This is a genomic window from Nonomuraea sp. B5E05, assembly GCF_039880665.1.
In the GTDB taxonomy this organism is placed as follows: Bacteria; Actinomycetota; Actinomycetes; order Streptosporangiales; family Streptosporangiaceae; genus Nonomuraea.
In genome coordinates this window covers 175,634-194,657 of sequence record NZ_JBDPMJ010000019.1, presented here as the reverse complement: position 1 = coordinate 194,657, position 19,024 = coordinate 175,634, and the positions used below count along the sequence as shown (strand labels likewise).

Below are 19,024 nucleotides of genomic sequence, written 5' to 3'. Positions count from 1 at the left end.
CAAAACCCCGTGTCCGGGATCCTCGCTCGGAGGCGTTCATTTCGTTGTGTCTTAACTCTTTCAGCCGTTCAAGTCCCTGTCAAATTGACCGGACCTGCACAACCTGCGGGAATTAAGCGCCGCCCCCGTTCGGAGACAACCCCTCTAACTTACCAGCCCTTCAGAGTGGACGCGAACATCCACAAGGTTGGTCAGTGTCTGGAGGTGGCCCCCGAGTGAGATCGGCGATCAACGCCGCTCTCGTGGGACTGCTGAACTCTATGTACGCCTCCCGGAACCGTCAAATCGGCGGTGCTCCCGCCGGGTACGGGTAGGTAGGGGGCGTGCCAGATCAACCCGTCCCCAGGGCGCTCATCATCATGGTGGGAATCGCCGCCGCGGTGGTCGCCCTCTTCGGAATCCGCGAGGTCGCCTCGATCGTGGGCCCCGTCGTGCTGGCGCTCGTGCTCGTCATCGCCGTCTCGCCGGTGCGCACGTGGCTGGCCGCCAGGGGGGCGCCCACGTGGCTGCAGGTCGCCGTGCCCTTCCTCATCGTCGTGCTGGCGCTGCTGGGCATGGTCGGCATCCTGACGATCTCGATAACCCAGCTCGTCTCTCTGCTGCCGGCGTACGCCGCCCAGTTCGACCGGCTCCTCGCCGACACGCTGGCCTGGGCCGCCGCGCACGGCGTCAGCAACGACGTGCTCGACAAAATGCTGCAGGCGTTCGACGCGGGGTCGATTCTCGGCTTGGCGCAGAGCCTGCTCGGCAGCCTGATCGGCGTTCTTTCCGCGCTCTTCCTCATCATCGTGCTGCTGCTGGCGATGTGTCTCGACGCGCCGGTGACATCGAAGGTCCTGACGACCGGTGAAGGGTATCGGCCGCAGCTGGTGACGGCGCTGGCCACGTTCGCGCACAAGACGCGGCGCTATCTGATCGTCTCGACCGTCTTCGGGCTGATCTGCGCGACCCTCGACGTGCTCGCCCTGTCGGTGCTGGACGTGCCGCTGCCGCTGCTCTGGGGTGTGCTGGCGCTCATCGCCAACTACATCCCGAACATCGGCTTCGTCATCGGGCTGGTGCCGCCGGCCATGCTCGCCCTGCTGGACGGCGGCGTGCAGACGATGGTGCTGGTCATCGTCGCCTACAGCGTCATCAACGTGGTGGTGCAGTCGTTCATCCTGCCCAAGTTCCTCGGGGACGCGGTGGGGCTCTCGACCACGATGACGTTCCTGTCGCTGATCGTGTGGACGTTCGTGCTGGGGCCGCTGGGTGCGATCCTCGCCATCCCGCTGAGCCTGCTGACCCGGGCGTTGCTGATCGACAGCGATCCGCGCGCCAGGTGGGCGCAGAGCCTCGTGTCAGGCGGACCGTCCCGCAGGTGAGAGCAGTCTGCGCATGGACCCGCCGCTCAGCCGCCTGACGTCGTGGGACAGGTGGCTCTGGTCGGCATAACCGGCCGTGACGGCCGCCTGCGCCAGCGGGACGCCGGCGCGGGCCAGGCCGAGTGCGCGCTGGAAACGCACGATGCGCTGAAGGGTCTTCGGCGCGTAGCCGAAGGAGGCCAGGCTGCGGCGGTGGAGCTGGCGCTCGCTGAAGCCCAGCTGCCAGGCCACCTCCGCGACCGTGCGGCCCTCGCGGAGCGCCCCCGTGATGGCGGCACCGGCGGGGTCGGCGCCCGTGGTGGCGGCCAGCCGCCGCCTCACCTCGGTGCGCATGGCGGCCGGCCGCGCGCCGACTCGCGGGGCGGCCTCCTCGATGCGCTCGGCCGGGAAGGGCAGGTCGGACAGGGGGACGCGCCGGTCACGCAGCTCGTGGAGCGGCACGCCGAAGAAGTCGCCCACCGCGCCGGGACGGAACCGCACACCCGTGAACGTGTCGCCCGCCGCCATGGACGTCGGCATGGGCCCGGTGTCGGGGCCCGCCACGAACAGCCCGCGGGGGCCCCAGATGAGGTCGACGCAGGCGTCGGGCACGACGAGCTGGATCTGCTCCGTCTCGCTGACCAGGTGCCACACGCAGGCGACACGGCCGGCGAGATCGGGGTCGGGAGGCCGTTCCGCGTACATGCCCCCAACGTACGCGGCCTCACCGACAGAACGGCCTCACCCCTTCAGCCGTCCGTACGCGCGCAGCGTCTTCAGCCGATGGACGGTGATGTAGCCGCCCCATTCGTGCGCCACCAGCGGCGTCCACATCAGCCAGTTGCCGTTCCATCCGCCTTCCTCGGACTGGGCGGCGGCGAGCGCGTCGAGGTGGGTGTCGAGGACGTCGTGCGTGAACAGCGGCAGCCGCAACGGCTCCGGCGCGAAGTCCAGCGGGAAGTGCGCCTCCCCCGTGGCGTGGGGGTCGAGGGCGACCGTCGCGAGGATGGCCTCCTTGATCCGGGCGAACTCGGCCTCCGCCCTGTCCCGGTCGGGCACCAGGTTGAGGAAGGGCACGACGGCGCGGGCTTCGTACGGATTCGTCTCGTCGATCTCGGCGATCCGCGACCAGCAGAACGCGGTCGCGGCGGCGAGCCACGGGTGGGTGCTGCCGTGCTTGTGGAGCAGCGCGGCGATCGACGCGGTGGGCACGAGACTTCCTGGAGGGTCGTCGGCCGTTTCCCACCACGGGGCTCTCGGCGTGTTCCTGACCGACGGCAGCACGAACGGCACACCGCCGTCCTCGGCGCTGACCTGGGCGAGGTAGTCGCAGGCCGCGGGCACCATCGGGGAGTCGAAGGCGTCGAGTTCGTCGAGGATCCAGAAAGCCACCTCGACCGGCTCGGGCTGGCTGCCCTGGCCCCTCAGATCGGGCTCCAGCGCGTTGCCGAAGCCGCCGTCGGCGTTCTGGTAGCAGCGCAGCACGTCGAGCACCCGCTCACGTGGTCCGTCGCCGAACAGCGCCTCGAAACGCAGTCGGTCGATCAGCCTGGCGTTCAGGTCCAGGTAGCGTCGTGCGCGGTCGAGCATGTCCATCTCGGCTGGTCCTTCAGGGGTGGGACGTCAATCGTCACGGCGAAGCTATCCAGGGTGAGGGCGGGAGTCTTGTCGTAATCGGACACGGGCCCGCGCGGGAGCGACGGCGGCACGCCTGTTTCACGAAGAGGACCGGGCGCGCGCGGTGAACGGCACCACGCGGGCGCCGATGACCGTTGGTTGCACACGCTCCAAGCTGGTCCGGCCCTCGCCGGCGCGGCCGATTAAATGTTTTGCCCGGTCGACGGGGGTCGGCTTAGGGTCGGCCTCATGTCATGCATGTTCACCTGCCAGGTTTTCATCCGCATCCGCCACGGCCGGGCTCTGGCCCGCTAGCGGACGCGAGCACCTGACGCTGGGCGTCCGCGCGCGTGCCCAGGGCCCTTCGAGCAACCCGTTGTCTCGAGGACCCGGAAGGGCAGTGCTGTGGCGCAGAATTACGCGCACGGAAACTATTCACACACTCAGAAGAAGGCCAGGAACAGCGGTGGCGGCCGCACACCCGTGGATCGGGCGCGGCGCACGCTCTCGCAGAACTTCCTGGTCGACCGGCATGCCGTCGACCTGATGGTCAAGGCCGCCGGCCCGGAAGGGCTGGTGCTGGAGCCCGGCCCCGGCGAGGGCGCGCTCACCCTGGCGCTGGCCGAGGCGGGCGCCCAGGTGGTCGGCTACGAAGTCGATCCCCGGCTGGCCGGGCGGCTGGCCTCGCGCACCCGCAGCGACCCGCGGATCGACATCGTCAGGCGCGACTTCACCACCGTGAGGGCGCCGCGGGAGCCGTTCGCGGTCGTGGGGAACATCCCCTACTCGATCACGTCGAAGATCGTCGACTGGTGCCTGCGGGCACCGGCCCTGACCTCGGCGACGCTGCTCACGCAGCGGGAGTACGCCCGCAAGCGCGCGGGCGGCTACGGCCGCTGGAGCCTGGTCACGGTGGAGTCGTGGCCGTGGTTCAGCTGGAAGCTCGGCGACACGATCGGCAGGGAGAGCTTCCGGCCCGTCCCGTCGGTCGACTCGGCGATCCTGCGCATCCAGCGCAGGCCCGAGCCGCTCGTGGGCGGCGGCCGCTCCTACCAGGAGCTGGTCGAGGTGGGGTTCGGCGGCGTGGGCGGATCGGTGCGCGCGTCGCTGAAGGCGAGGTATGACGGGGTGGACACCGCGCTGGCGGCGGCCGGCGTGTCCCGCGACGCCGTCGTGGGACACGTGCACCCCGACCAGTGGATCACGTTGTGGGGGCGCCTATGCCGGTGACGTGATCCTCGAGTCGTCAGAACACCCCTGAGACGGAACCGGTCCCGGGGCTGTCGCCACGCGGCGGCGGCCCCAGGGCATGGCCAGGGCCAGGATCGGCAGCAGCAGGATCGAGGCCCGCGACCAGTCGGCGTGCTGCAGCCACCACCCGTTGAAGTCGAACTGCGTCATGTAGAGGTAGCCGTAGCCGGCCCAGAGCGAGGCGCCGATGATGGCCGGCCAGGCGAACCTCGTGGGCCTGGCGACCAGGAACGGCATGAACCACATGAGGTATTGGGCGCCGAGCCGGGGCGTCATGACCATGAAGACCAGCAGCACGGCGATCGTCATGTCGACCGGGTCGGCCCGCCGCCAGTAGAGCACGGCGGCGACGACGCTCACGTAGATCAGCTTCGTGCCGAACGAGGCCAGGTCGGGCCGGAGCGCCCACTGCCCCTCGGTCAGCCACGGCGTCCAGCCCCATTCGCCGACGATGGGCCGGATGTCCTGGATGGTGTGGATGACCGCCGGGATCTGGTCGAGCGACGTGCCCGCGAAGACCGGCAGCGTCACCAGGAAGAAGACGGGCACCAGCCCGGTCGCGAACAGGGCGGCGACGCGGGCGCGCAGATGGGGCAGGAGCAGCAGCATTCCGGGGATCAGCCAGATGGGCCAGCTCTTGGCGCACAGCGCCAGGCCCATGAGCAGCCCCGCCAGCGCGCCCCGCCTGAGGTCGGCGCGGTCGTCCTCGCCCGGCAGCAGCGAGCGGTGCAGCATGCCGCCGCGGCCGATCACCCGCGGGACGGAGGCCCGGACGCCGTGCGCGGCCAGGCCCGCGCGCACCCGCGCGACCACGTCGGTGGTCATCCCGGGGCGCTCGGGCGCGCCCGGCCCTCTGGCCACCACGAACGCGGCGACGCCGAACACCAGCGCGACCGGCTCGACCTGGCCGTGGATGCAGGCGACCATCAGGGCGAGCGGGTTGAGCGCGTACTGGAAGGCCCGCAGCGACGCCCTGGGGCCGCCGGCCAGCTTGGCCACCAGCGGGATGAGCACGATGTCGGCGACCACGGTGACCAGGCGCCCGGCGTATTCCCACGGGATGCCGAGCCACAGCAGGATGCCGTACGCGTAGGGGATCGTCGGCAGGAAGTGCCAGCCGCCCTCGCTGGCCAGCACCGGGTCCTCGCCCCGCAGCACGGCCTCGCCAGCGGGCTTGAAGCTCTCCACGAAGTCGACGGGCTGCCACGAATCGATCGCCGACGTGTACATGATCAGCACGCGTACGGCGATGCCCACGGCAACGGCGACGAGGAGCGGCGGCCGCCAGTCGCGCCACTGGGCGACGAGGGCGAGCACGACACCGGAGACGAGGACGATGCCTGTGAGAACTGCGTAATCCATGGCGGGATATAGCCTGCCGCACCCGGAGCGCAGCCGCCACCAGGGGTTCCGATTCTTATCCCCGACATGCCGACACGTATAGCGATACGGCATCACTCTTTGTGTTGAACTCTTCGCATGGGGGGATCGCAGGTCAACCAGGCACTGGTCAGGCTCTATTTCGAGGTGAGGAACGGGCTGCGCGACCCGGTCGCGGCCTGGGCGAAACTCACAGCCAATTCACAGGAGTACCAGCAGGCCAGGGGTGAGCGGCGGGTGCCGCTCGACGACGCGACGGCCGCCGAGCTGGTGGCGGCGGCGATCGTGCACACCGCCGACGAGCACGGGCCCGAGCGGGTGGCCGCGCTGGCCAGCTCCCCGCTGGCGCGTCTCGTCGGCCGGCTCGGCGGTGCGGTGCTGACCGAGCACCCGTGCGCCCCCGAGCAGGTGCTGGGGCCGCGCTTCGCCGGTCCGTCACGCGCCGAGGACTGGGCGCGGGCGGCATACGTGCTGCTGTGGGGCGAGAACAACCGGCTCGTACGCTCGGCGGACACGCCCTGGGTGATCGCCGGCCGCTACAAGGGCCAGAAGGTGGTCGCGATCGGCACGCATCCGACGCGGTTGTCCGACGAGACGCTGGTCGTGCGGCCCGGCACGGACGGCGCGCTGGCCATGGCCATGGGACACGTGCTGCTCAAGGAGTTCTTCCTCGACCGCACGCCGTTCGCCGGGCAGGCGATGGAGCACACCGATCTGCCGCTCCTGGTGCGACTGCGGGATCGCGAAGAGGCGTACGTGCCGGCCGGGCTGACGGGCGGCGCCTGCGACCGGCTCAGCGTGTACGGCGGCGAGGCGGTGGAAGTGCTGCTGCCGCGCTTCGACGACGGCCCGGGGGTGCTGCGGCGCGGCGTGCCCGTGCTGCGCGACGGCGGCGACCTGGTGACGACCGTGTTCGACCTGCTGCTGGCCGTCTACGGGGTGGCCAGGCCCCGGTTGCCGGGCGTGTGGCCGCGCGGCTACGACGACCGGGCGGAACCGTACACGCCGGCCTGGCAGGAGGCCTGCACCGGGGTGGCCGCGTCGCGGACGGTGAAGATCGCGCGGGAGCTGGGCGTGACGGCGGAGAAGACGGGCGGCGAGTGCGTGATCGTGCCCGGGCGGCTGGAGACGCCGCACGCCGACACCGCCTACCGGGCGATGCTGGCGCTGCTGGTGCTCACCGGGTGCGGTGGCGGCTGGGCGCAGGCGGGCGGTGCGGGGGTTCCGCTGGTGCCGTACCTGTGCCTGCACGCCTGCGGCGAGGACCGCTCCGACGTGGGGGCGCTGAGCTGGGCGCTGGCCGATGGGTTGTTCGCGCACAAGACGTCGCGCTCGGTGCTGCTGGAGGCGGTGCGCGACGGCTGGCCGATGGCCCCGCCGCCGCGCGTGCTCGCCCTGCCGCGCCCGATCTATCCGCTGCCTCCCGACGTCGACCTGCTCATCGGGCCTGACGACCACTGCGACCTGTCCGCGCCGGACACGGAACTCGTGGTGGCGGCCGTGACGAGGATGATCGGCCGGATCGACCCCGCCAGGCCCGGCCGGGTGCCGCCAGCCGGGCGGATGCGGCTGCTGGTGGACCACGCCTGGATGCACGAGTACGGCGAGGCCCTGCCCACTTACCGGCCGCCCGGCCTCGGCGTCCCGCTCAAGCCCACCCAGCTCGTCCGCGTCAGGTGAGCCCGTCCAGGTACGCCCGGTGGCTCCGGGAGAACTCGAACCCGTTGTGCCGGCCCCAGTTGATCGACCAGGCCATCAGGCCCCGCAGCCCCGGATAGACGCCGCGCGGCCGGTACGTCCCGCAGCCGGCGCCCGTGGCCAGGCAGCCGGGGCCAGCGTGGTGAGTCCCAGGACGAGCGCGGCCGTCGCCGCTCGGAGATTCATGACGTTCCTCCTGGCCCGGCCCGCCCCGGTGGAGGGGCGGGCCGGATTCGCGCGGGGTCAGAAGCCGGCGGTGGTTCTGGTGAACTCCCATTCGGACTGGGCGATGCCGCTGCAGTTGGAGGTCACGCCGCCACCCGGGCAGGGCCGGTCACGGTTGACCGCCCAGTACGCGAGCCTGGTCAGGCCCTTGGACCTGGCCCAGTCGCGGATCTGTGTCCAGGTGCCGGGCGAGGTCAGCTCCTGCTGGTCGGACAGGCCGTTCATGCCGGAGATGCCCATGTGCGCGTACGCCTGGGCGTCGGACCAGCCGTACGCGTTCTTGAGCACGTTCTTCAGGCCCTCGGACGCGTTGACGGTGTCCTGGTAGATGTTGGGGCTGCCGAAGTCGAAGGGCATGATCGTGAAGTTGTCGATCGGCACGCCGAGGGCCCTGGCCTGGTTGACGAGGCGGACGCCGTGGGCGTTCGGGCCGGTCCTGGTGGTGCCGAAGGTGACGACGATCTTGACGTTCGGGTTGTTCCGCCTGACGATCTTGAGGCCGTTCAGGATGCGGTCCTGGACGGTGTAGTTCTCGAACTCGTCGGTGTTCTCGATGTCGAAGTCGACGACGGCCGGGCCGACCGCGTTGATGACCTGCTGCACCGCGCCCGCGAACGCCTGCGGCGAGGAGCAGTTGGGGCCGAGCTTGTTGCCCTGCCAGCCGCCGAAGGAGATCTGGACGCTGCCGCCCTTCGACTTGATCGTGTTGATCGCCTGCTGGTCGGCGCCGCCGGTCAGCGGGCGCTGCCCGTCCCACGCCGGGGTGCAGCCGCCACTGGACAGGATGAATGCCATCGTGAACGACTTCACGCCGGTGGCGTCCATGACGGCGCCCGGGTTGGGCGGGTTGCCCCAGCCCATGTAGAGGTAGGGGGCGCCGGGCATCTTGCTGGGGTTGTTACCGGTGCAGCCTGACGTGGTGGCGGTGGCGTCGCGGCCGGCCGACTCGCCCGCCGCGTTGTACGCCTTCACGGTGTAGGTGTGGGTCGTGCACGAGCCGAGCCCCGAGATGGTGGCGCTGGTGCCGGTGACCTGGGCGCGCCGGGTCGAGCCCTCGTACACGCGGTAGCCCGTCACGGTGCCGCCGGCGGCGCCCCAGCGCAGCGTGATGCTGGAGTTGGTGACCGACGTGCTCACCGTGCCCGGCGCGCCGGGGGCTCCGGGGCCGGGATCGCCGCCGGAGGTGGGCTTCCAGAGCGCCGGCACGGCGGGGGGCTCCCAGCCGGTCTGTGAGGTGTGGCCCTGCAGGCAGACGTAGTCGACGCCGTTGTAGGTGACGACCGCGCCGGTGGCGTACGCGGTTCCCGGGGCCCAGGCGGCGGCCATGTGCCGCACCGTGCCGGTGGCGTGGGCGGCGGGCCCGCTGGTGGCCAGGCCGGTCAGGGCGAGGGCGACTCCGGTCGCTAACGCAAGAATTTTGCGACGAAATTTCATGACATTCCCTGAAGGTGAGGCTTGACGGTCTTGGAGAAGGACCAGTTGTTGCTCGCGTCCCAGTTGATGGACCACGTCATCGCGCCCCTGATGTCCGGGTAGGCGCGCGGCGGCACGAAGGTCCCGCAGCCGGTCCGCTTGGCCAGGCAGTCGAGCGCCCTGGTGACGACCGAGGGGGACACGACACCGCCGTTCGCGGCGCCCGGCCCGGCCGGCAGGCCCAGCGCCACCTGGTCCGGACGGAGCCCGTTCTCGAGCTGGATGCAGGCCAGCGCGGTGATGAAGTCGACCGTGCCCTGCGAGTACGCGAAGGCCTGGTCGCAGCCGAGCATCGAGCCGGAGTTGTAGAACTGCGTGTGGACGACGGTGAGGATGTCCTTGATGGACAGGGCGAGCTTGAAGTACTCCATCCCGGTCGACTGCATGTCGATGGTCTGCGGGGCCATGGTGATGATCAGCCCGGAACCGGCCTTGGCGCGCAGCGATCTCAGCGCCTGACCCATGTAGGTGGCGTTGAGACCGTTCTCCAAGTCGATGTCCACGCCGTCGAAGCCGTAGCTCCGCATCAGCGCGTACACCGAGTCGGCGAACCGCGTGGCGGCCGCGGCGCTCGCGACCTGCACGCGCCCGGCCTCGCCGCCGACCGACAGGATCACCTTCTTACCGCGCTGCTGTAGCGCCTGGACGTCCGCCCTGAACTGGGCGTCGGTGTAGCCGCCCAGCGCCGTGGCCAGTTCGGGGTCGACCCCGAACACGACCTCGCCCGGGGTGGCGGTGGCCTCGCCGAACGCCACCGCGATCAGGTCGTACTCGTCGGGCACGGCCGACAGCTTGAGCTCGACGGCGGGATTGACGAAGTTGTGCCAGTAGCCGGTGAGGAAGTGCCTGGGCAGCGTGCCGCTCTGGCAGCCGGCCGTGGTGAAGCCGAAGGGATCACCGGCGGGGCCGTCGCCCGAGGCGTCCGTCGCGGTGATCGTGACCGTGTGCGAGGAGCAGGGGTCCAGGCCGGTGAGGGTGTGCGAGGTGCCGGTGACGGTGACGGCCGCCGCGCCGTCGAGCCGGACCTTGTAGCCGGTGGCGCCGGGGACGGCGCTCCAGCTCAGCGCGGCGCTGGTCGCGGTGGCGGAGGTCAGCCTGATGCCGCCGACCTTGCCGAGCCCGCCGGGGTCCTCACCGGAGTCGCCGCAGGGAGCGCCGTTCAGTGTGCAGCCGGAGACGCCGGGGAAGTTGCCCGGGCTGCCGTTGAAGCCGAAGCTCACGCTCGCCCCTGCGGCCAGCGGCGACGCCCAGGACGGGGTGGTGAACGTGTAGTGCTGTCCGCTCCTCGACATGACCGCGTCCCACGCGGACGGGATGGAGAAGCCTGCCGGGACGTCGAACTGGACGTTCCAGCCGTTCATGGGGGTGGAGGTGCCGTTGGTGACGGTGACCTTGCCCTCGAAACCCGAGCCCCAGTCGGAGACCTTGACGAAGGTCGCGGTGGCGGAGGCGGCGTGGGCGGGCGGGGCGGTCAGGCTGAGTGCGAGGGTCGCGAGCGCCAGGAGAATCGGCCGAAGTCTCACGGTTCTTCCTTGGGGGGTGTGCGTGCCGTACGCCTTGCGCCGGGGGGTGAGAGCGCAAGGCGTACGGCACGGCCCGTGGGGGAGGTGGCACGGGCGTTGGAGGTGTCAGCGCGGACCGGTGGTGTCCATCTTTTAGGAAACTTTCCTAAGCATTCGCGGCGATCGTAACCTTGACTCCGGAGCCTTACAAGACCCAAACAACGTCCCCGCCACCTGCGGGTGGGGCAAACCAGGCGATATCGTGATGTGTCACCAGCAAGCGTTCGCGGAGGGCAGTCCGCATGTTCTTCGGCATCACCGATTTCTGGGCCTACGTCATCGGCGCCTTCCTGATCATTCTGCTGCCGGGCCCGAACTCGCTGTACGTGCTCAGCCTCGCCGCCCGCCGCGGTGTCCGGCAGGGTTACCGGGCCGCCGCGGGCGTGTTCGTCGGCGACACCGTGCTGATGGTCCTGGCGGCTGCCGGCGCCGCGTCCCTGCTCCGCTCCACCCCGCTGCTCTTCACGATCGTCAAGTACGCGGGCGCCGGCTACCTGGCCTGGATCGGCTTCCAGATGATCCGCGGCGCGGTGCGGGCCTGGCGGGCCGGGCCTGACGGGGACGCCGCCACGCGACCCCAGGAGGAGCGGGAACGCCGCCTTCGCCCGTTCCGCAAGGCCCTGGGCATCAGCCTGCTCAACCCGAAGGCGATCCTGTTCTTCGTCTCGTTCTTCATCCAGTTCGTGGACCCCGCCTATCCGGCCCCCGCGCTGTCGTTCGCCATCCTGGGCGCGATCATCCAGGTGTTCAGCGTGCTCTACCTGACGGCCCTGATCTTCGGCGGCACGTTCCTGGCCGGCCAGTTCCGCCGGCACAGGAGGCTCGGCGCGGGGCTGACCTCGGGGGTCGGCGTCGTCTTCGTCGGGTTCGGCGCGAAGCTCGCCACCGCGTCACTCGGATGAGAGCCGGGTTCAATACCCAGCCGATTCCGTATGGAACAGCGGGAACGTGCCGAAGGAGGCCGTCGCATCAGCCGGCCTCGGGTACGGTAGGCCACCGGCCCGCTTCCCGGGACGGCGCTGATGACGCTCTGGTTACCACGAGCGGTCCATCTGGAGCGCCTGGTCCTGCGGGGCCCCGGTAGTCGCTGATCGTCGGCCCATCTGCGGAGCAGCCTTGAATCACCCTCAGGTCACCCTTCCACGCCTCACGGCGCTCGCCCGGCAGGCGGCACCCCAGCTGCTCGAAAGCGTGGTGGCGCCGCTGGTGGTGTTCTACCTGGCCATGGTCGTCCTCGGATTCCAGTGGGCGCTCGTCATGACCGTCGCCTGGGTCTATTTCGGGGTGGCGTGGCGGCTGGTCAGGCGGATCAGGGTGCCCGCGACCATGTATCTGGCGGCGTTCGCGATCACCATCCGCGCGATCGTGGCCTTCTGGACCGGCACCTGGGTGTGGTTCTTCATCCAGCCGGAGATGGGCACCATCTGCATCAGCATGGTCTTCCTCGCGTCCGTGCGGCTGAACAGGCCGCTCGTGCAGAAGCTCACGCTCGACTACATCCACCTGCCGTCGGCGGTGCTCAAGCACGAGCGGGTGCGCAGGTTCTTCGCCCGGATCACGCTGCTGTGGGCGTTCGTGCTGCTGATGAACTCGTCTCTGAGCATCTGCCTGGCCGTCTACGAATATGTCGCGGGCTCGCTCGGCTCGTACATGGTGCTGCGGACGTCAGCGGTGGCCGTGATAAGCGGCCTGGCGATCACCATCTCGATCGTCGCCTTCAAGCGGCTCCTCAAGAGGCTGCACGTCGCCCACGCCTGACCGCTCGGCCAGCACGTACGCCCCGCTCATCCCCATGACCAGCCCGGTCAGCATGCCGAACAGCTCCACGAGGCCGACCGCTCCCGAGCCCCCGCCGGCGAGCGGCCCTCCGACGGAGCTGACGATCATCGTGTAGAGGCCCCAGCCGAACAACGAGCCGGAGCCGAGCCAGACCGGCACGAGCAGTCGCCAGAACGGGATGTCCCCGCGCCGCCGGACGACGGCCACGAACGCGACGGCCCCGGCGAGAGCGAGCAGCGCCTTGAACCCGTCCATGACGACCGCCACGGCGGGCGCGCCGAACGTCCACGACAGGCGCACCCCGGCGACCGCCGTGGTGACCAGCAGCGCTCCCCAGGCCACGACCCTCTGGAACGACTCGGCAGGGCCGGCGAAGGCGTGTCGGAGCCGGGCAGTGAAGATCGCGGGCCACCGGTCGCGGGCGTAGAGGACGAAGGTCGTCATCAGGCCGATGCCCTGCCCGACGAAACCGCCGTAGACCATCATGTAGACCCACGCCTCGATGGCGCCGCCGCTGAACACCGCGATCCCGTCGGTCGCCACCAGGACCGGCGCCGTGACGGTCACCACCGACAGCAGTCCCGTGCCCACCCACAGCGGCAGCAGCACGAGCCAGGCCGGCAGCCGCATGCCCCAGCGCGTGGTGAAGGCCACCGCCAGCAGCAGCCCGACGGCGTCCATGCCGAAGGTCATGGCGTTGAGCCCGACCATCGCCGAGTCGTTCATCAGCTCCGGCTCGGTGACCCCGACGGAGCTCCCGGTCAGCCAGAGGATCTTCAGCGTGAGGTACGGGAGCATCGCGGCGACCGTCACGATCGCCGCGGTGACGCGGCCTATCGCCGGTCCCTGTTCAGTGGTCATGGATCGAGCGTCGCGCGGCGGGCCGTTCGTCACCTCCCGAGCGGCGGGGATCCCCCTCCCCCGCGTGGGGGAGGGTCACAGCCAGTTCGTAGCCACCGCCCTCGCCCATCGGGCCCGCGGTGAGGGCGCCGCCGGCCAGCCGTACGCGCTCGCGCAGGCCCGCCAGCCCGAGACCGCCGGGCTGCGCGGTGGGCCGGGAGCGCGGCGGCCCATTGCGTACGGTGACGCGCTCCGGCGAGACCTCGACCTGGACGGCCGCCCCCGGCGCGTGCTTGGCGGCGTTGGTGATCCCTTCCTGGACCACCGCGCGTGCCAGGCCGGGCACCGGCCCGTGGATCAGGTCGAGGCCGACCGTCATGCCGGAGTCCCTGGCCCGGTGTACGAGCTCGGCCACGTCCTCGTCCGCGGGTGTCAGCGGCGGCGCGTCGGCCTCCTCCCGCAGCAGCCCGATGATCTGGCGCAGCCGCTCGGTGGCGTCGGCGGCGGCGACCCGCAACTCGCCTGCGGCCCTGACCCCGGCGGGGCCCAGCCCGGGAGCCAGCTCCAGCCCGGCCGCCCTGACCGCGATCAGCGCCAGGTCGTGGCCGAGCGAGTCGTGCATGTCGCGGGCGATCCTGGCCCGCTCGCGCAGCCTGGCCTGGGCCTCGACCGACAGCCTGGCCACCCGCCGCTGCTGGAGCAGCCTCCTCCTGAGCAGCCCGAGCAGGTAGGGCACCAGGTAGGTGCCGATGAGCGCGGTGGTCATGGAGACCCACAGGGCCAGGTCACCGCCCCTGGCCAGGATGACGCCCACGCCCACGATCGTGACCAGGCAGAACGCCGCCGGCGCGGGCCACGCCCTGGTCATGCGCCGCCCGGTGAGGTAGGCGTACCACACGATGAAGGGCGACGTGGGCAGCAACGGGAGGATCTTCACGTTGCGCCGGGGCAGCAGCCAGCTCAGGTCAACGGTCGCGAATCCCTCGGTGAACTGCCACGGCCCGAGCGGCAGCAGCAGCACCAGGGCGGCCAGCGGCCAGCGCCGGCCGACCAGCACGGCCGCGGCGGCGAGCACCAACCTGGGCACAGTGATCATCGCGAACCCCGCGGGGTCCAGGAACGGGTCGGGCCCCATGGCGGACACGAAGACGCTGAGAACGGCCCACAGCAGCAGGTCGTAGACCAGCTTGCGGCGGGTCTCGCGGCGGAGCGGGCGCAGGTGCTTCACGGCGTCGACGTTATCCGCCGCGTGCCGGCCGGCGCCCTCCCCGGACGGCAGGTGACACCCCTGACGAAAGTCAGGGTGGGGCTCGGGTCACCGCCGGAGTAGAGCTAACCCCACCGTGAAAGCGCCTATCTGCACTGGTGTCCGAGAAGACCGATCCGGGTTGGATCGATGGTGTCATCGGAAGGTCGCACCGCGACCCTGACGAAAGTAGGGGGCGGTGTGTGCCGATCGTCCGATGTGCCGTGACCTGCGGAGTTTCTAGCTTCATGGGGTACAGGCCCTGACCCGTATCGGGGATGGGCCCGCGTTCGACCGGGGGCATCCCCGATGTTCCCCACGGTCCAGCGCCGACACGCTATGTGAGTGCCCTGACGATCGGAGCCCCTGTTATGTCGCACGCCATTCTCGACCTGGTCCAGCAGGCCATGGCGTCACCATGGTTGTACGCCGTGCTCTTCGGCCTGGCGTTGCTCGACGGGTTCTTCCCCATCGTGCCCGCCGAGACGTCGGTGATCACCGCCGGGGTGTTCGCGGCGTCCGGCGAGACGAACCTGGCGCTGGTGATCATCGTCGCGGCTCTGGGCGCCTTCGCGGGCGACCACATCTCCTACCTGATCGGGAAGACGTCAGGCGGGAGGCTGCGGAACAAGAAGGCGTTCGTCTGGGCGCGCGGCGCCCTGGAAGAGCGGGGCGGGCTCGTGCTCGTCGTGGCCAGGTACATCCCCGGCGGGCGCACCGCGACCACGCTGACCATGGGCGCGGTCCGGCACCCGCTGCGCTCGTTCACCTTCTTCGACACGATCGCGGCGATCTCGTGGGCGGTGTACTCCGGCCTGATCGGCTTCTTCGGCGGGATGGCGTTCGAGAACGACCCCATCAAGGGCCTGCTGCTCGGGCTGGGCATCGCGGTGTCCGTCACCGCGGCCGTCGAGATCGTGCGGTGGATCAGGAAGCGCCGCGCCATCCAGCCTTCCCCTGAACGTCTTCCCACGGACACACCCGTTTGACCCTGCCCGGCGACCATCCGTCTGAAAGGAGTGCGCATGACTGTGCTGGCCGCGGTGATAGCCCTGGTCGGTTCGCTGTTCTTCGCGCTCGGAGCCGCCCTCCAGCAGTTCGAGGCGGTCGGCACCGCCAAGCCCGGGCTGCTCGCGCTGCTGCGCAGGCCGCGCTGGCTGATCGGCGGCGTCTCCATTCTCGCGGGTGGTGGCCTGCACATCGTCGCGCTCGGGCTGGGCCCCCTGACCATCGTCCAGCCGATGGGCGTGGCCAGCCTGCTGTTCGCCCTGCCGATCGCCGCCACGCTGCACGGCCGCAGGCCGTCACGCAAGGAACTGGCGGCGGCCGGCGTGGTGGCGGCCGGGCTGATCGGCCTGGTCCTGCTCGTTCCCGAGTCGCACGGCCCCACCTACCTCAGCCCGACGGGCGTGCTCACGCTCCTGGGTGTGGCCGGCGTCGCCGCTGTCCTGTTGTGGGCCGGTTCGCGGGCGGTCTCGCCGGCGGGCCGGGCGGCGCTGCTGGCGACCAGCTCGGGCGTCCTGTACGGCGCCACCGCCACGCTCGTGCGCGTGCTGGTGGACGGCGCGTGGAACTGGTGGTACCTGCTGGCGCTGCCGATCCCCGCCCTGCTCGCGCTGATGATGCTCCAGCGCGCCTACGCCGTCGGGCACTTCGGCGTCTCGTTCGCCTCGCTGCAGATCGCCGACCCGCTGACCGCGGTGGCGTTCGGCGCGCTGCTGCTCGGCGAGCCGCTGCCGACAGGAGTCCTCCCGGTCGCGGCCGCCGCGCTCACCGCCGCCGGCACCGTCGCCCTGGCACGGACCAGCCCGCTGGAGGCACACCGCGACCTTGCCTGATCTGTCCCGTACGTTTCACCGGCCCTCCCCTGGCCTCTCATCATCGGAGTCACTCGCATGGCCATGCCCCTGCACACCGTCACCGAGCAGCCGGCCCTCGCCCCGGCCGCCGAACGCCCCCGCCGGATCCTGATCTCGAGCGACACCTACCCGCCCGACGTCAACGGCGCCGCCTACTTCACCCACCGCCTCGCCACCGGCCTGGCCGCGCGCGGCAACGAGGTGCACGTGGTCTGCCAGTCGGAGGTGGGCCCCGCCAGCGCCGACGTGGAGGACGGCGTGGTGGTCCACCGGCTGCGCTCCGCGCCGCTGCTGGTCCACCCCACGATGCGGGTCACCGTGCCGACCAGGCTCGACCGCCTGATCGCCTCGATCGCCCCCGACGTGCTGCACACGCAGGGCCACTTCGTGGTGGGCCGGGCCGCCATCGCCGCCGCCCGCCGCGCGGGCGTGCCCGTGGTCGCCACCAACCACTTCATGCCCGACAACCTCTTCCAGTTCGGCCACATCCCCGAGCGGCTGCGGGCCAAGGCGGGCAAGCTGGCCTGGAGCGACTTCAGCCGGATCTTCAACCGCGCCGACCACATCACCACGCCCACCCCGCTGGCCGCCCAGCTCCTGTCCGAGCAGGGCTTCGGCCGCGAGGTGGAGCCGGTCTCCTGCGGCATCGACCTGGCCAGGTTCCGCCCGCACTCCGAGCCCAAGGCGTGGGCGCGCAAGATGTTCGACCTCCCCGACCGGCCCACCGTCATGTTCGTCGGCCGCCTGGACGAGGAGAAGCGCATCGACGAGATCGTACGCGCGCTGCCGATCGTGCTGAACGACACCGACGCGCAGGCGGTGCTGGTCGGCCGGGGCAACCAGCGCATGGAGCTGGAGCGGCTGGCCAAGCGCATCGGCGTGGGCGATCGGGTGTTCTTCCTCGGCTTCGTGCCCGACGAGATCATGCCCCAGGCGTACGCGTCCGCCGACGTGTTCGCCATGCCGGGCATCGCCGAGCTGCAGAGCATCGCCACGCTGGAGGCCATGGCCACCGGGCTGCCCGTGGTGGCCGCCGACGCGATGGCGCTGCCGCACCTGGTGGACGGCAACGGCTACTTGTTCCAGCCGGGTGACGTGGCCACGCTGGCCAGGCACCTGACGAGCATCCTCACCGACGACGGCCTGCGCGCCAGGCTCGGCAAGGCCAGCCGCGAGCTGGCGCTCACCCACGACGACCAGACGTCGCTGGCCCGGTTCGAGACGATCTATGACGAGGTGGCGCGATGACCCGAAAGCAGACCGTGTGGGGCACCGTCATCGGCACGGTGGTGTCCTTCTGCGCCCTCGCCTACGCGGAGATCGCCTTGCCCGTGCAGCCGCTGATCAGCGACTACGCGCTGGTCTCCGGCGGGCTGGCGCCCGTGCTGATCGGGATGCTGGCACTCGCGGGGGCGTGCCTGAGTCTCGCGTACGGGCTGGCGGCCGCGGAGCCGGCGCGCACCGCGGCCACCCGTGTCCTGCTGCTGGCCGGGGCGGCGGGGCTGATGATGAGCGCGATCTTCCCCACCGACCCCGGGTCGTCGCAGATCGGCACGCTCTCCGGGGAGATCCACCGCTGGGCGGCGGCCGTGGTCTTCACCTCGCTGCCGGTCGCCGGCTGGAGCCTGGCCAGGGGCCGCGCGGCGGCGCCCGGCTGGAACGCGGTCAAGGCCCTGAGCGTGACCTCCGCACTGTCGCTGGCGTTCTACCTGGCGGCGCACCCGGCCTCCATCACCTCGCCGCTGATCGACGGCGCCGCCTACTACGGGCTGCTGGAGCGGGGGCTCGTGGTGGCCGAGATGCTGCTCATCGTGGTGATGGCGCTGGCCTTCGCCGGAAGGCGGAGCGCCGCCAGGACCGCTGGGCAGACCGCTGGGCCCGCGAGCCCCGCCGAGGCCGGGCCGCCGGAGCGCCAGGAACGGCTGGCCGCCTGACGGCATGCTTCGAGCGCCGGCGAAACGATCCCGTTCTAGCGTGACGGCATGCTCATCACCCGTCATGCCGAGGCCCGTGCCGTGCTCGACGACGCCGCGTACGTGCCGCCTCCCGTACGCCAGGACGGCGCGGAGGGGACGCTCGCCTGGCTGCGCGCCCGCGTGTCGCGCTTCAGCACCGGCGAGATCCACGCCGGGCGACGCCGCGTCCTGGTCGAGCTGCTGGCCGGGCTGGAGCCCGCCGAGCTGAGGCGGGCGGCCGCCGCCATGACCGAGGAGCGGGACGGCGACTGGCGGGGCGTCCCCACGGCCGTGCTCGCGTCCGCGCTCGGCGTCGAGGACACCGCCGCCGTACCCGCCGCGGCGTCCGGCTACCTGTCCGGTGAGCAGACCCCGCAGGCCGACGCCGCCGTCGCGCGGTTGCTCACACTGGCCGGCGTTCCCGTGATCACCCTGCTGCTGCAGGGCCACGCCGCCACGGTAGGGCTGATCGAGAACGCGCTCCGGCACGCCGGGCCCGGCGACGACCCCGAGGCGGTGCTGGACGAGACGCTCAGGCGGGACCCGCCGCTCAGGGCCACCCGCAGGCTCGACACGAGGACCGGTGAGACGGTGACGATCGATGTGGTGGCCGCCAACCGCGACTCCGACGTGTTCGCCGACGCCGAGCGGTTCGACCCCGCCCGCGGCCCGAGCCCGCACCTGACCTTCGGCTCCGGCATCCGCCCCTGCCCCGCGCCCGGCCATGCCCTCGCACTCGCCGCCGGTGTGCTCGACGCGCTGCTCGCGACATCCCGGCCGCCGCGCCCGCGATAAT

General features: G+C 71.1%; 17 protein-coding genes. 10 read left to right on the top strand and 7 right to left on the bottom strand.

Annotated features, from left to right (window positions below; genetic code table 11):
- Positions 1-323: 323 nt before the first annotated feature.
- Positions 324-1,364: an AI-2E family transporter gene (locus ABGB01_RS31175; protein ID WP_347777076.1), complete on the top strand. Its 1,041-nt coding sequence runs from the start codon at positions 324-326 to the stop codon at positions 1,362-1,364.
- Here the strand turns inward: ABGB01_RS31175 and ABGB01_RS31170 are convergent.
- Together ABGB01_RS31170 and ABGB01_RS31165 are read right to left on the bottom strand one after the other, a co-directional pair.
- The gene (locus tag ABGB01_RS31170; RefSeq protein WP_347777075.1) at positions 1,341-2,048 is read right to left on the bottom strand and encodes a DUF6597 domain-containing transcriptional factor; all 708 of its coding nucleotides are present in this window, start codon (positions 2,046-2,048) and stop codon (positions 1,341-1,343) included. The genes ABGB01_RS31175 and ABGB01_RS31170 overlap by 24 nt on opposite strands.
- Before the next feature lie 36 nt (positions 2,049-2,084).
- Complete coding sequence (locus tag ABGB01_RS31165; protein WP_347777074.1) at positions 2,085-2,939, bottom strand: hypothetical protein; 855 nt, start codon at positions 2,937-2,939, stop codon at positions 2,085-2,087.
- Between the two features lie 426 nt (positions 2,940-3,365).
- Here ABGB01_RS31165 and erm point away from each other — a divergent pair, with 426 nt between their 5' ends.
- A complete protein-coding gene (gene erm, locus ABGB01_RS31160; protein WP_347777073.1) occupies positions 3,366-4,190 on the top strand; it encodes a 23S ribosomal RNA methyltransferase Erm in 825 nt (274 codons plus the stop codon).
- Here erm and ABGB01_RS31155 read toward each other — a convergent pair.
- Positions 4,179-5,573 carry a hypothetical protein gene (locus ABGB01_RS31155; protein ID WP_347777072.1) on the bottom strand — a complete coding sequence of 465 codons (1,395 nt, stop codon included), beginning with the start codon at positions 5,571-5,573 and terminating at the stop codon, positions 4,179-4,181. The genes erm and ABGB01_RS31155 overlap by 12 nt on opposite strands.
- Positions 5,574-5,690: 117 nt before the next feature.
- Between ABGB01_RS31155 and ABGB01_RS31150 the strand changes: the two genes are divergently transcribed.
- Positions 5,691-7,271: a molybdopterin-dependent oxidoreductase gene (locus tag ABGB01_RS31150; RefSeq protein ID WP_347777071.1), complete on the top strand. Its 1,581-nt coding sequence runs from the start codon at positions 5,691-5,693 to the stop codon at positions 7,269-7,271.
- Positions 7,272-7,532: 261 nt separating this feature from the next.
- Here ABGB01_RS31150 and ABGB01_RS31145 read toward each other — a convergent pair whose 3' ends face one another.
- The gene (locus ABGB01_RS31145; protein ID WP_347777070.1) at positions 7,533-8,948 is read right to left on the bottom strand and encodes a carbohydrate-binding protein; all 1,416 of its coding nucleotides are present in this window, start codon (positions 8,946-8,948) and stop codon (positions 7,533-7,535) included.
- On the bottom strand, positions 8,945-10,510 hold the full coding sequence (locus ABGB01_RS31140; RefSeq protein WP_347777069.1) for a cellulose binding domain-containing protein: 1,566 nt from the start codon (positions 10,508-10,510) through the stop codon (positions 8,945-8,947). The genes ABGB01_RS31145 and ABGB01_RS31140 overlap by 4 nt, the downstream gene beginning before the upstream one ends.
- Before the next feature lie 281 nt (positions 10,511-10,791).
- On the opposite strand from ABGB01_RS31140, the gene leuE reads away from it, so the two are divergent.
- Positions 10,792-11,451, top strand: coding sequence for a leucine efflux protein LeuE (leuE, locus tag ABGB01_RS31135; RefSeq protein ID WP_347777068.1), 660 nt, complete (start codon positions 10,792-10,794; stop codon positions 11,449-11,451).
- 214 nt (positions 11,452-11,665) lie between these two features.
- Entirely contained in the window at positions 11,666-12,307 is a 642-nt protein-coding gene (locus ABGB01_RS31130; RefSeq protein WP_347621968.1) for a VC0807 family protein, read from the top strand.
- Here ABGB01_RS31130 and ABGB01_RS31125 read toward each other — a convergent pair.
- Both ABGB01_RS31125 and ABGB01_RS31120 read right to left on the bottom strand, forming a co-directional pair.
- Positions 12,215-13,189: a hypothetical protein gene (locus ABGB01_RS31125; protein WP_347777067.1), complete on the bottom strand. Its 975-nt coding sequence runs from the start codon at positions 13,187-13,189 to the stop codon at positions 12,215-12,217. The genes ABGB01_RS31130 and ABGB01_RS31125 overlap by 93 nt on opposite strands.
- Positions 13,179-14,396, bottom strand: a complete 1,218-nt coding sequence (locus ABGB01_RS31120) for a histidine kinase (protein WP_347777066.1) — start codon at positions 14,394-14,396, stop codon at positions 13,179-13,181. Before ABGB01_RS31120 ends, ABGB01_RS31125 begins: the two co-directional genes overlap by 11 nt.
- Positions 14,397-14,785: 389 nt before the next feature.
- Between ABGB01_RS31120 and ABGB01_RS31115 the strand changes: the two genes are divergently transcribed.
- The 5 genes from ABGB01_RS31115 to ABGB01_RS31095 all read left to right on the top strand — a co-directional run bounded on the left by ABGB01_RS31115 (position 14,786) and on the right by ABGB01_RS31095 (position 19,023).
- The gene (locus ABGB01_RS31115; RefSeq protein ID WP_347777065.1) at positions 14,786-15,403 is read left to right on the top strand and encodes a DedA family protein; all 618 of its coding nucleotides are present in this window, start codon (positions 14,786-14,788) and stop codon (positions 15,401-15,403) included.
- A gap of 36 nt (positions 15,404-15,439) precedes the next feature.
- Positions 15,440-16,252, top strand: coding sequence for a DMT family transporter (locus tag ABGB01_RS31110; RefSeq protein WP_347777064.1), 813 nt, complete (start codon positions 15,440-15,442; stop codon positions 16,250-16,252).
- 63 nt (positions 16,253-16,315) lie between these two features.
- Positions 16,316-17,521, top strand: a complete 1,206-nt coding sequence (locus ABGB01_RS31105) for a glycosyltransferase (protein ID WP_347777080.1) — start codon at positions 16,316-16,318, stop codon at positions 17,519-17,521.
- Entirely contained in the window at positions 17,518-18,207 is a 690-nt protein-coding gene (locus tag ABGB01_RS31100) for a DUF998 domain-containing protein (RefSeq protein WP_347777063.1), read from the top strand. Before ABGB01_RS31105 ends, ABGB01_RS31100 begins: the two co-directional genes overlap by 4 nt.
- Before the next feature lie 48 nt (positions 18,208-18,255).
- Positions 18,256-19,023 (top strand): cytochrome P450, encoded by a 768-nt coding sequence (locus tag ABGB01_RS31095; protein WP_347777062.1) that lies wholly within the window; start codon positions 18,256-18,258, stop codon positions 19,021-19,023.
- Position 19,024: the final 1 nt, after the last annotated feature.

What these genes read in the sequence shown, in the direction of transcription:
- ABGB01_RS31170 (WP_347777075.1), bottom strand. Translation starts at nt 2,048, where the DNA reads ATGTACGCGGAACGGCCTCCCGACCCCGATCTCGCCGGCCGTGTCGCC.
- ABGB01_RS31165 (WP_347777074.1), bottom strand. Translation starts at nt 2,939, where the DNA reads ATGGACATGCTCGACCGCGCACGACGCTACCTGGACCTGAACGCCAGG.
- ABGB01_RS31155 (WP_347777072.1), bottom strand. Translation starts at nt 5,573, where the DNA reads ATGGATTACGCAGTTCTCACAGGCATCGTCCTCGTCTCCGGTGTCGTG.
- ABGB01_RS31150 (WP_347777071.1), top strand. Translation starts at nt 5,691, where the DNA reads ATGGGGGGATCGCAGGTCAACCAGGCACTGGTCAGGCTCTATTTCGAG.
- ABGB01_RS31145 (WP_347777070.1), bottom strand. Translation starts at nt 8,948, where the DNA reads ATGAAATTTCGTCGCAAAATTCTTGCGTTAGCGACCGGAGTCGCCCTC.
- leuE (WP_347777068.1), top strand. Translation starts at nt 10,792, where the DNA reads ATGTTCTTCGGCATCACCGATTTCTGGGCCTACGTCATCGGCGCCTTC.
- ABGB01_RS31125 (WP_347777067.1), bottom strand. Translation starts at nt 13,189, where the DNA reads ATGACCACTGAACAGGGACCGGCGATAGGCCGCGTCACCGCGGCGATC.
- ABGB01_RS31115 (WP_347777065.1), top strand. Translation starts at nt 14,786, where the DNA reads ATGTCGCACGCCATTCTCGACCTGGTCCAGCAGGCCATGGCGTCACCA.
- ABGB01_RS31110 (WP_347777064.1), top strand. Translation starts at nt 15,440, where the DNA reads ATGACTGTGCTGGCCGCGGTGATAGCCCTGGTCGGTTCGCTGTTCTTC.
- ABGB01_RS31105 (WP_347777080.1), top strand. Translation starts at nt 16,316, where the DNA reads ATGCCCCTGCACACCGTCACCGAGCAGCCGGCCCTCGCCCCGGCCGCC.
- ABGB01_RS31100 (WP_347777063.1), top strand. Translation starts at nt 17,518, where the DNA reads ATGACCCGAAAGCAGACCGTGTGGGGCACCGTCATCGGCACGGTGGTG.
- ABGB01_RS31095 (WP_347777062.1), top strand. Translation starts at nt 18,256, where the DNA reads ATGCTCATCACCCGTCATGCCGAGGCCCGTGCCGTGCTCGACGACGCC.